The sequence below is a fragment of the Ulvibacter antarcticus genome (assembly GCF_003688405.1).
Taxonomy (GTDB): Bacteria; Bacteroidota; Bacteroidia; order Flavobacteriales; family Flavobacteriaceae; genus Ulvibacter; species Ulvibacter antarcticus.
Window position 1 is genome coordinate 139,055 of sequence record NZ_REFC01000011.1, and the last position, 12,441, is coordinate 151,495.

The following is a 12,441-nucleotide window of genomic DNA, read 5'->3' on the forward strand; positions in this document are numbered from 1 at the left end:
AACATCCATCCCTAGCCCCCTCTCGAACGTTACGGGCTGGCTTCCTTCGATGGAAGAGAACTATTACCGTTGCATTTCATAAATCTTTATTTTATAGCCACTTTGCCTTAAGATAATTTTGAAGCTCTTATTTTGAATCTTGAAAATTTAAAAAGTATCTTTGCGCCCATGATGATACACGTAGTAAAATCGAAAATACATAGAGTTAAAGTCACAGGTGCAGACCTCAATTATATCGGCAGTATAACGATAGATGAAGACTTGCTCGATGCCGCCAATATCACTGAAGGTGAAAAGGTGCAAATTGTAAATAATAACAATGGTGAACGACTCGAAACTTATGCTATTCCAGGACCTCGCGGCAGTGGTGAAATAACGCTAAACGGTGCAGCAGCGCGTAAAGTGGCTCCCGGGGATATCCTTATTTTAATTACATATGCAATTATGGAAAAAGAAGAAGCTAAGGCTTTTAGACCGGCGCTCGTTTTTCCAAACGAACACAACTTACTTAAATAGCAGTGAAGAAAACGCTGGGCAAAATTCTGCAAATTGCACTTCCTTTGGGTTTGGGTGTTTTTTTAATCTGGTATATTTATAATTCTTTCACACCCGAACAACTTGCCGAAACCAAAACCTATTTTAGCAACGCCAACTATGGTTTTGTTCTGCTTTCGGTACTTTTAAGTGTATTAAGCCACTTTTCACGATCTTATCGCTGGAGTTTTATGCTGGAACCATTGGGTTATACCCCTAAATTAGCCAATAATTTTATGGCAATCTCTGTAGCCTATCTTATGAATATTTTTATTCCGAAGAGTGGTGAAGTATCAAGAGGAATTATTTTGGACAAATACGAGAATATTCCTTTCGAAAAAGGTTTTGGCACCATCATCTCAGAACGGGTAGTTGACCTCATCTTTTTGCTCGCCTTTACTGCCTTAGCGCTAATTATTAAGTTTGATGTATTGTCTGAACACCTTTCAGAAACAATTCCAGTTTCGGCGGTTTATTTCATAGTCATAGGCTTTGTCGTAATGGCAATTTTGATTTTTGTCTTTCTGAAGTTTTCGAAATCCAATATCAACATAAAGTTAAAAACCTTTATTCTTGGACTCAAAGACGGCGTCCTTAGTATTGTTAAAATGAAGAAAAAAGGGGCGTTTATCTTCCATACTTTCCTAATCTGGGGATTATATCTACTTTCTTTTTATGTGGCACTTTTCGCATTACCGGAAACTGCTTCCATTAGTTTTGGCACGATCATTATTACCTTTGTAGTAGGTAGTTTTACCTTTGCATTCACAAATAGTGGATTTGGCACCTACCCCGCAGCTATCGCAGGGATGCTTACAGTATTTGGGGTAGCATGGCCCGTGGGAGTTGCTTTTGGGTGGATCGTTTGGACATCGAATATAGCCTCTATTTTACTATTTGGATGTCTCTCCCTCTTCCTACTCCCAATCTATAACCGGAAGAAAATTATTGACACTTAGCAAATCGGACCATACTTATATAGTGCCTCTAATATTTGATAATTTTACTATCTTTCCATTCCCAAAACATTTATAACATGAAGAAAACTCTTTTACTGCTGCTATGCCTCATTTTTGGTCTTAGCGCCTCAGCTCAAACTGTCTATGAAGAATTCAATTCGGCTAAATTAGGCGAAACGCGAAAATTGAAGATTCAGCTACCTCGAAACTACGATACCAATACCGATAAAGTATATCCAATAGTTCTGGTATTAGATGCCGACTATCTTTTTGAACCCGTTGCCGGGAATGTAGATTATTTCGGTTACTGGGAAGATATGCCGGAATCGATCGTGGTAGGTATTATGCAGGGTGACAGCAGATATGATGATTGCGCATACGACGACACTAACTTTCTGCCGGCAGACAAAGGGGCCGATTTCTTCGAATTTATAGGGATGGAGCTAATGCCGTATATCGATAATAATTATCGAACTGCTAAATTTATTATTGCCGTTGGCCATGATTTTACAGCCAACTTTATTAATTATTACTTGTTCAAAGATCCACCATTGTTTAATGGATATATCAATTTAAGTCCGGATTTTGCTCCTTCGATTGATACAAGTATTCCAGAACGGATTCCTAATATAAAGTCGAAGATATTTTATTATCTGGCCACAGGAACAGATGACATACAGGGGCTTAGAGAAAGCGCAGAAAGCTTGAATAACGTACTAAAAGGTTTAAAAAGCGACAGTTTCGCTTACTATTACAATAATTTTGAAGGTGCCACACATTATTCGTTGGTTGGAAGGGGAATTCCAAACGCTCTTGAAAAGATATTTGCCGTGTATAGACCTATCAGTAAAAAAGAATATACCGATGTTCTTTTAAAGATGGAAACGCCTATTCATCAATATTTAGTTGACAAGTACAAGACGATTGAAGACTTATTTGGTCTTACAAATCCAATACGAATCAATGATTTTATAGCAACCGGAAGGGCTTCAGAAAAAACAAAACAATGGGAATCTCTTAAAGAAATTGCTGAATTGGCAAAAAGACAATATCCGGATACCGTTCTAGGCGATTATTTTCTTGGGCGTTATTATGAAGAAATGGGCGAACCTAAAAAAGCAATGCGTACTTTTCAAGCGGCATTCGATAAAGAAGAAGTGGATTTTATTACTGTAGACTTGATGCTTGAAAAGGCCGATCAGATTAAAATAGACTTTGGTTATTAATTTTTATTAATCAAAAAAGTAAAGAGGCTATATAAAAGTTGAATTTTATATAGCCTCTTTAAGTATTGGGATAGTATTATTACTCTTTAATAAGCTGTTTTGTAATCGTTCCTGCCGAAGATTCTAATACTACAAAATATGTCGCACTCGATAAGCCTGACACATCGATAGTATTGTAGCCTCCAATTTCTTCCAGATTTGAATGCATTAACAATCTTCCGGTCGTATCGTAAATATCAGCTCCTAAAAGCCATACATTGGTTGGTGAACGTATCTCTATTAAATCTGAAGCTGGATTCGGATACATGCTTATTGCATTTAAATTAGCATCACTAGTTTCTAATAATTCAGGCTTAAACTGAAGTATAAAACGGTTGTTATACGTTCCTGCTGCGGCCATAAATTGATACACACTTTCGGTTAAGTTTGTAGTAATCCCCATATAAGTGTCAATTAAATATACCGTTGATGTTTCAAGTGCCGAACCTTCAATATTTGCAATTGAAATAATATATGGCAATCCTTCATCCACTTCTATTTGAGTAGAAAATCCTAATGGAATATAACTGTTAGGACTAAAATTTTCTCTCGATTGAATACCAAATTCACCTGTTCCATCTTCTAAATGTGAATACAACGACACTATTGTAGCTAGTCTCCTACTATCAAATCCATTGTCTATACCCGCAGTGGCCTCTTCAGAAAAACCTATTAAAGCAGTGTTTTGCATATTATAGGTTCTATTCTGAACAGATAGCCAAATTCTATTTACCTCTAGATCGTTAAAACGCAATGTATTGTTGTTAGAGAGTCTTCGCATTGAATTGGTAAACAACGCTGTGCCAGAAGCTGTAGCCTTTATTCCAAATCCTTGACTGGTTGCTATAAAGCCATTGGGTTCAGAATCTGTCCCCGATGGGTCACTGGCAGCGGCAATTCCTCCCATCAAATTAAACATTGATATGTCCTCCATACTAAAGTTCGCATTGAGGTAGCCGGGAAGTGATGAGTTAGGGGTAGTGAGATGTTCCCAAAAATAAACCTCGTCGACCATTGCGTTTTGATTGATAAAATCGGGCGCTGAAATAGCTGAAGCATATGGGTTCGCCAAAATGTTTGGGCTATCATTCTTAGTTGTGTTAAAAACAACTGGAAATTCAATATCTCCATTATTCAAAGTTCCTTCAGAATACGTCAAATTATATGAAGTGTTCCCTGAAGAAATATTGGGTTGTGGCCAAACTAAGAAGCCTTCCGAAGGATTAATAATTCCAGTATATTGCGACCAATTATCACCGTTATCGTCTGCAAAATTTTCAGCATTTGGAAACGCAGCAGCAACCGTAGCATCCGGAACAAAATTCGCAGTAGTATGATGTAGAACTCTAAAGGCATTTCCAAAGACGTCAGCTCTGGTTTCAGTATCCATCGGACTTCCTAGCACCATAAAATCTCTGGGCTTTAAAACAGGGGTGGTAATATGCACATTAATAGCGCCATTGTTAATAGCCAAAGCGGCAACGTCGCGTTGTACAAGATTTCCTTGATGTTCCACATTTAAGGTTCCGTTGTTATCTATCCCAAATGCAACTTCAACATATCTTTCTGAACTCACGGTGAGTGTGATTCCAGAATCTATTGCGAGCGAACAAGACGTAAAACTTCCGTGCGTAGCTGTGTTATAATTAGATCGTATTATTACATTGGTTGAAATATCCGGGTCACCATTATCCCAGGCTCCACCAATAAATTGGGTGGTTGTTGCACATGCGGCCAAAGGAGCTTCAATTGCTTTTATTCTGAAATTAATGAGATTGGCATAAATACTTCTCTTGGTAACTCTTAAGTAATACGTAGTTCCGGACACGAGGTTAAAGAACAAGCCATTTCCATAGAAACAATCAAGTTCGGCACCACCACAACTATCAAACATAGCAACTCCATCTGATCCTGATATGTTCGAAATTTGGATATTTCCATTTACGGGCATCACAAACTCGTACCATAAATCTAAATACGTGTTAGAAGCGCTTCCATCACAACTACCATCAAGACTCTCCGTGGCTGTTCTGGAATCATTTGCAATTTCACTGTAATCAACAGTTCCGACATTAATTTCTGTTGCATTCACGCATTCATCGTTGGCCGCGGTTTCAAAAGCTTCCAGATTAAAATTAACAACACCGGCGTAAATAGAACGGCTGGTAACTCGCATTATATAGGTTGTGCTCGCAGTAAGATTATAAACAAAACCATTACTATAGAAACAACTAATCTCCGTTCCACCACAACTGTCATATAGTGTAATTCCCGTAATTCCTCCTATATTGGTTACTCGAAAATTTCCGTTTACAGGCATGGAAAATTCATACCAGGCATCCAAATAATTATTTGATGCAGCACCGTCACAACTACCATCAAGACTCTCGGTGGCAGCACGCAAATCGACCGAATACGAAGAGACGCCTCCTGTAGTCACCGTAATTGGAGTTCTATCTACACATTCATCATTGGCAAGGGTTTCAAAAGCTTCAAGATTAAAATTAACAACACCGGCGTAGATAGCACGGTTGGTAACTCGCAATACATAGGTTGTGCTCGCAGTAAGATTATAAACAAAACCATTACTATAGAAACAACTAATCTCCGTTCCACCACAACTGTCATATAGTGTAATTCCCGTAATTCCTCCTATATTGGTTACTCGAATATTTCCGTTTACAGGCATGGTAAATTCATACCAGGCATCTAAATAATTATTCGATGCAGCACCGTCACAACTACCATCAAGACTCTCGGTGGCAGCACGTAAATCGACCGAATACGAAGAGACGCCTCCTGTAGTTACCGTAATTGGAGTTCTATCTACACATTCATCATTGGCAAGGGTTTCAAAAGCTTCAAGATTAAAATTAACAACACCGGCGTAAATAGAACGGTTTGTAACGCGCATTATATAGGTTGTGCTCGCAGTAAGATTATAAACAAAACCATTACTATAGAAACAACTGATCTCCGTTCCACCACAACTATCATATAGTGTAATTCCGGTTATTCCTCCTGTATTGGTTACTCGAATATTTCCGTCTACGGGCATGGTAAATTCATACCAGGCATCTAAATAATTATTCGATGCAGCACCATCACAACTACCATCAAGACTCTCGGTGGCAGCCCGCAAATCGACCGAATACGAAGAGACGCCTCCTGTAGTTACCGTAATTGGAGTTCTATCTACACATTCATCATTGGCAAGGGTTTCAAAAGCTTCCAGATTAAAATTAACAACCCCCGCGTAGATAGCACGGTTGGTAACTCGCATTATATAGGTTGTGCTCGCAGTAAGATTATAAACAAAGCCATTACCATAGAAACAACTAATCTCCGTTCCACCACAACTATCATATAGTGTAATTCCCGTAATTCCTCCTAAATTGGTTACTCGAAAATTTCCGTTTACAGGCATGGTGAATTCATACCAGGCATCTAAATAATTATTTGATGCAGCACCGTCACAACTACCATCAAGACTCTCGGTGGTAGCACGCAAATCGACTGAATACGAAGAGACGCCTCCTGTAGTTACCGTTATAGGAGTTTTACCAATACATTCATCATTGGCAAGGGTTTCAAAAGCCTGAAGGTTGAAATTAACGACACCTGCCACTGATTGGTTTCTAGAAACTCGCAGCACATACGCTGTGGATGCAGAAAGGCTATACACAAAATCATTTCCATTAAAGCATTCGATTTCGGCTCCTCCACAACTATCATAAAAGGTATAGTTATCCGAACCACTTGTATTCGTTACTCTTACGTTTCCATCCACTGGCATGGTAAATTCAAACCAAACATCTACATTATCATTGCTAGGATTTACACAACTCGAGTCGGTACTTTCGGTAGCATTTGTAAGATCGGTAGAATAACTGGATACTGAAGCTGTAGTTACAGAGATAGATAAACGGTTTACACATTCATCATTGGCAGGTGTTTGAGCAATACTCATTAATGTACTACAAAAAAGGCATGCTAAAAGTAAAGTTGTTTTCATATGATAAGGTTTTAAAAATTAAAAAAAACAGCTTAATTAATAAATAGCAATTATGTCTCTTTCAAATTAGTAATTGTTAATTTCGAGGAGTTAACTGCTTCAATAATATAAAAAAAAAAGGAATAATGACAGTGATACCCACACGTACAAGAAAGTTATGAGTTTATGTAGGATATTTCTTAAAAGAAAAAACCCTTTAAATTAAAGTAAAGGGTTTCCAATTTGGTTAGTTAGCAGCAAACAGTTAACTATTTACCGTGAATCTAACTAATTCAAAGATATTGTAGAATTCTTTCAACTCAAATACGTATAACTACGTAATACATACGTAGCCCTACGTAGACTAGGATTTTATAGAGTTATCACAAAAAACAAAAGACCCTTCACAGATTAGCGAAGGGTCTTTCATTTGGTTAGTCATCTAATGTCACCACTCCTCAATAGTGAATTAAAATTTGATCAAGAGAATTATTTATAATTCCTGAATATCAAAGATAAGGTTTTAATTAGACCGATTATATACGTAATTGTACGTATTTTTTATAATCAAATAAGAACCTATAGCCCCATTATAACACTTTTATTATTCAGCGCCCAACTCGAAAGTATATTGGCGCCTCCCTCTATTTCCAATTTAGAGATAATATTACTTCTGTGTTTTTCAATGGTTCGTATTGAAACAAAAAGAGATTCAGCTATTTCCTGATTGGTTTCTTGCTTAGCCGCAAGTTTTAATATAGTTACTTCGGAAGGAGTGAGTAATTTCAATTTGCGTAATTCTTCGGAAGCATTCTTAAGCATATTTGAAGCAAAACTAGAACTAAAGAAAGTCTCGTTATTCAATACTGCAATCATGCATTTTTCAATTTCATGAAACGAATCCTCTTTAAGTAAATAACCATTAATCTGAAGCGCCTTGGCCTGTGTAATATACTCGGTTTCTTTATGAAAAGATAGTACTATGAACTTGGTATTGGCACCCTTTTCTTTGGCCGTTTTAATTACATCAAAACCAGTAAGCAATGGCATATCGATGTCTAAGAAGGCAATAGTAGGTCTCTCTGTTAAAATAAGTTCCAGTGCCTGCATTCCATTTTCAGCACTACCACAAATATTGTATCCATGATATGTAAATTCATCATATAACCCTTTAAGTAAAATGGGGTGATCATCTGCAATAACAATGGAGAGGTTCTTTTTGTCTATCATAAAATTCACTTTCAAACTAACTGAGCCTAATCATCTGATTTGGGTAGTTTCAGAATAAATATTTAAAATTAGTTGTCAAAAAAGACAAAAAATACAGGATATCAATAAGTTAGAAACATCCTTTTATAAAGATACAGAAATTAATTACGCTCTAAAAATTAGAATCGCTTCTTTGGAGCTTAAATTTTAGGTAGGAATTGACAGATAAATGGTCGTTCCTTTATTGGGTTCACTTTGAATGTTCAATTTCGAGTGCAAAATCTTAGCTCTTTCCATTAATGTCTTCATTCCTAAGCTACTAGTAATTTTCGATTTTTCAGAATACGAAAACCCTTTTCCATTATCCTTAATTACAGTATAAATTCCATTGCTTTTGGCTTCTATAGTAACTGAAGCCGCCTTGGCTTCCGAATGTTTTACCATATTATTTAATACCTCTTGGACAATGCGATACAAATGGAGCGAAGCATCTTTGCTCAATAAGTGATCAATGTTTTCTATCTCATTAGTGAAGAATATATTGGTATTCTGATCTACTTCATTGATCATGGAAACAATTGCAGCAGTCACACCCAAACGTTTCATAGTTGCCGGATGCAGCCCTCTGGAAATACTACGTAGTTCTTCGAGCGTATTTCCGGCAAGTGCTTCCATTTCCAGATTACCAGTAGCCTTTGTTTTTTTTGTAAGTAACATTAATTTCTGGCCCACACTGTCATGAAGCTCTCTTGCAACTCTGGTTCGTTCGTTTTCCTGTGCCTGTATAAGATCGTGAGCAAATTTTTCCTGTCTAATTCTTGCCGATTTGTTTCGTTCAAAAATGACTAGAATAATTCCTAGAGAGGCTAGTGTTAGAAATGCAAACCAGAATCCCCAAGTACGCCAAAAAGGTACCTTAATCACAAAGGAATACACATATGGTTCTTCTTGCCAAACTCCATTACCGTTATCGGCGGTAAACTCAAAAGTGTAACTTCCAGGTGGAATATAAGAGAATACGGCCTGAGAATCTTCTGAAGGTACGGACCAGCCGTCACCATCTCTCAAGCCCTTCAGACGGTATTTGTATTTTACATTTTCTGGATAAGTGAAAGTAATAGCCTCCATCATAAAACTTAAGTAGTTCATTTTGTAGGGTAGCACAATTCCTTCCGAAGTACGATACAAACTGTCATTCAAAGGTTCAGAAAAAAGCAAAACCTCAGGCATTTCCAAACGTGGTGGGAGTGTATTTTCCGTAAAATTTCTTCGATCAAAAGCAATCATACCATCTCTGGATGTACCGAGAAGGATTCCTTCATCAACAATTCTAAGGCCAGACGCGTCAATTCCATTTTTCATAAAGCTCGCGGTCGTTCTATACACGGTGGTTTTTATGCTATCTGACTTTCTAAAAAGGTCAATATCGAGGGAAACAAGTTGACCGCGACTTCCCATCCAAAGATTATTTCCATCAACTCTTAGTATATTGAGGTATTCGAAATTTCCAAATTTTTTTATATCGTGTTTCTTAATTTTATAGGTATTGTCATTCAACTCAATAAGAAAAACATACTTATCATTTACCGCAATCACCGAATTATCATCTAAGGCATCCATATCACGAAAATTATTATATTCCTTGGGGTTCAATCCCGGAATAATATCGAATTTTCCATGCCTCAGCTGCCTAATAAAACGAAATTGGGCTGTGATAAATCGATCTCCTATTTTTTCTAAGGCATATGTTTTTTCATTGCCAATAGTATAAGAAGTATCTTTATTTATAACTCTTAAATTCCTGCTTGCATTAAGAAAAGTATAATCGTCGATTACTTTTAAGAAACTAAAAACTCCTTTATATTTTATAGACTGCTTTCCATTCTTCGAGAGTTCGTAAACGCCATCTTCTTCGGCAATTAGTAGATTTCCTTCGGAATTTTCTGTAAAACCTCTCACCAGTTTATTTGAAACAATTGGCTCGCTCACTACCCCATCTTTAATCGATACCATCCCATTATCAGTTCCCACCATCCATCGATCCTCCCATAAGTAAGCATCATTAGTACTGTTAGCAGGAAGCCCTAGTGTTTCATCATAAAGTGAATATGCCGTATTTCTGAATCTCACAATTCCAGCACCATAAGTAGCCATCCAGAAATTTCCCTCATTGTCCTTCTCTATATTATAAATGTATTTGGTAGGAAGTCCATTTTTTTCATTGATCATCTCATAATCTCCGGATTCCTTCTGAAACACCGCAAATCCGTTTCCTTCAAAGCCCAAATACAATGTATCGTCTCCTTCCTGATAAATAGAGTAGACCCTATTCAAGTCATATTCGTCCTTATTGAATTTGTATTTCGTGATATCATCGCCTTTAATTTTATACAACTCTCCATAAGCACCAACCCATATATTTTTGTCGGAGTCGATTTCTATAGCGTAACATATATTATTAATTCCATGGGAAGCATTATCCATGTATTCCTCTTTATAGGGATTCAAGGTAATTTTTACAACACCTCTGGAATTCGATGCCAGATAAATTGTGTTGTCATCGTACCATACCGCATCATGGGTGTTGATAATTAGGTTTTGATCGTTTCCACGAATGACTTCAGTAACACCATCTTTTACAGCGGCAATACCTTTTGAAAAGAAAATATAAACGGTTCCATCTTTAGCCTCAAGAAAACATCGCACCATTCCAAGCTCTTCTGTCTCTTTTTGGGAAGGAATAAATACCTTACCATTTTCAATGATTGCGTAACCTTTATTAACCGTACCGACCCAAATTCTGTCATTAGAATCTTCAAAAATTCGAAAGGCTAAATTTGAGGGCAGACCATTTTCTGTAGTATAGTTGGTGAAATTCTTGCCATCGAAACTACTAACACCATCTAAAGAGCCAATCCAAAGTAATCCGTTACTCGCTTGAATTATCGAATAAGTTTCATTCCCGGCTAAGCCTTGCTCTATACCATATTGTTTAAAATGATACTTTTGCGCACTCGCCATCAATGGCAGTAAATAACAAAGTGTTAAGAGAAGTATTTTTTTTACCACGACTTAAATATAGCTATTTTAGCCAAAGGAATTATGGCTAAAACAAAAACGACTTTTTTTTGTCAGAACTGCGGAACACAGTTCTCAAAATGGCAGGGGCAATGTACCTCCTGTAAGGAATGGAATACAATCGCTGAAGAAGTAATTCAGAAGGCCGAAAAGGTGAGTTGGAAATCTGAAAAGACTACATCCAAAAGGGCTTCAAAACCTCAACGTATAGCCGAAATTTCAACTACTTCCGAAGCTAGATTAAACACTAAAAATAACGAACTTAACAGAGTATTAGGCGGCGGATTAGTACCTGGATCGCTCACATTACTCGGAGGAGAACCGGGAATTGGCAAGAGTACTCTTATGCTTCAGATTGCCTTACAATTACCTTATAAAACACTTTATGTCTCAGGGGAAGAAAGCGCTCAGCAAATTAAAATGAGAGCGGATAGAATCTTTCCAAATTCAGAAAATTGCTATATACTTACCGAAACTAAAACTCAGAATATCTTCAGAAATATAGAAGAAATGCAACCGGATATTGTGGTGATAGATTCCATTCAAACCCTGCACACCGATTATATTGAAAGCAGTGCCGGAAGTATCTCTCAAATTCGTGAAACAACAACCGAACTAATCAAATTCGCGAAAGAAACAGCCACTCCCGTAATTTTAATTGGTCATATTACTAAAGACGGTAACATAGCCGGTCCGAAGATTTTGGAGCATATGGTCGATACCGTGCTTCAATTTGAAGGTGACCGTAATCATATTTACAGAATTCTTCGAGCTAATAAAAACCGCTTCGGATCAACTAACGAACTGGGGATTTACGAAATGCAAGGCAGTGGTTTACGAGAAGTTTCTAACCCTTCGGAAATACTAATTTCGAAAAACGAAGAAGAGCTTAGTGGAACTGCTATTTCGGCTACGCTTGAAGGAATGCGGCCCTTAATGATTGAAATTCAAGCCTTGGTGAGTAGCGCAGTTTATGGAACCCCTCAACGCTCTGCGACGGGTTACAATGCCAAACGCCTAAATATGATATTGGCCGTACTCGAAAAAAGAGCGGGCTTTAAATTAGGTGCCAAAGACGTCTTCTTAAACGTCACAGGAGGAATTACCGTAGATGATCCTGCTATTGACCTGGCTGTTGTAGCAGCCGTATTGTCATCGAATATTGACATCGCTATTGACAAACGAATGTGCTTTGCGGCTGAAGTTGGATTAGCAGGTGAGGTTAGACCTGTGACCAGAGTTGAACAAAGAATCTTAGAAGCAGAAAAATTGGGATTCGAAAGCATAGTAATCTCTAAATACTGCAAACTTCCGAAGCAAAACTATGTAATAAACATAATTAAAGTTGCCAAAGTGCACGATGTTGTACATCACTTGTTTGGATAATTTTAACCCAAATTCT

General features: G+C 37.4%; 7 protein-coding genes. 4 read left to right on the forward strand and 3 right to left on the reverse strand.

The window, feature by feature from the left end:
* Positions 1-168 precede the first annotated feature (168 nt).
* The 3 genes from panD to BXY75_RS00905 all read left to right on the forward strand — a co-directional run bounded on the left by panD (position 169) and on the right by BXY75_RS00905 (position 2,719).
* A complete protein-coding gene (gene panD / locus BXY75_RS00895; protein ID WP_121906567.1) occupies positions 169-516 on the forward strand; it encodes an aspartate 1-decarboxylase in 348 nt (115 codons plus the stop codon).
* A gap of 2 nt (positions 517-518) precedes the next feature.
* On the forward strand, positions 519-1,493 hold the full coding sequence (locus BXY75_RS00900; protein WP_245962899.1) for a lysylphosphatidylglycerol synthase transmembrane domain-containing protein: 975 nt from the start codon (positions 519-521) through the stop codon (positions 1,491-1,493).
* A 77-nt stretch (positions 1,494-1,570) separates the two neighbouring features.
* Entirely contained in the window at positions 1,571-2,719 is a 1,149-nt protein-coding gene (locus tag BXY75_RS00905; protein WP_121905820.1) for an alpha/beta hydrolase-fold protein, read from the forward strand.
* Positions 2,720-2,798: 79 nt separating this feature from the next.
* Here the strand turns inward: BXY75_RS00905 and BXY75_RS00910 are convergent, their stop codons facing one another.
* The 3 genes from BXY75_RS00910 to BXY75_RS00920 form a co-directional block, all read right to left on the reverse strand.
* A complete protein-coding gene (locus tag BXY75_RS00910) occupies positions 2,799-6,773 on the reverse strand; it encodes a T9SS type A sorting domain-containing protein (RefSeq protein WP_121905821.1) in 3,975 nt (1,324 codons plus the stop codon).
* A 558-nt stretch (positions 6,774-7,331) separates the two neighbouring features.
* Positions 7,332-7,982 carry a response regulator gene (locus BXY75_RS00915; RefSeq protein WP_121905822.1) on the reverse strand — a complete coding sequence of 217 codons (651 nt, stop codon included), beginning with the start codon at positions 7,980-7,982 and terminating at the stop codon, positions 7,332-7,334.
* A 186-nt stretch (positions 7,983-8,168) separates the two neighbouring features.
* Entirely contained in the window at positions 8,169-11,030 is a 2,862-nt protein-coding gene (locus BXY75_RS00920) for a sensor histidine kinase (RefSeq protein ID WP_147437209.1), read from the reverse strand.
* A 33-nt stretch (positions 11,031-11,063) separates the two neighbouring features.
* Here BXY75_RS00920 and radA point away from each other — a divergent pair, with 33 nt between their 5' ends.
* Positions 11,064-12,425, forward strand: coding sequence for a DNA repair protein RadA (gene radA, locus BXY75_RS00925; RefSeq protein WP_121905824.1), 1,362 nt, complete (start codon positions 11,064-11,066; stop codon positions 12,423-12,425).
* Positions 12,426-12,441 lie beyond the last annotated feature (16 nt).

Coding starts and splice junctions, on each gene's coding strand:
- panD (WP_121906567.1), top strand. CDS start 169: ATGATGATACACGTAGTAAAATCGAAAATACATAGAGTTAAAGTCACA.
- BXY75_RS00905 (WP_121905820.1), top strand. CDS start 1,571: ATGAAGAAAACTCTTTTACTGCTGCTATGCCTCATTTTTGGTCTTAGC.
- BXY75_RS00910 (WP_121905821.1), bottom strand. CDS start 6,773: ATGAAAACAACTTTACTTTTAGCATGCCTTTTTTGTAGTACATTAATG.
- BXY75_RS00915 (WP_121905822.1), bottom strand. CDS start 7,982: ATGATAGACAAAAAGAACCTCTCCATTGTTATTGCAGATGATCACCCC.
- radA (WP_121905824.1), top strand. CDS start 11,064: ATGGCTAAAACAAAAACGACTTTTTTTTGTCAGAACTGCGGAACACAG.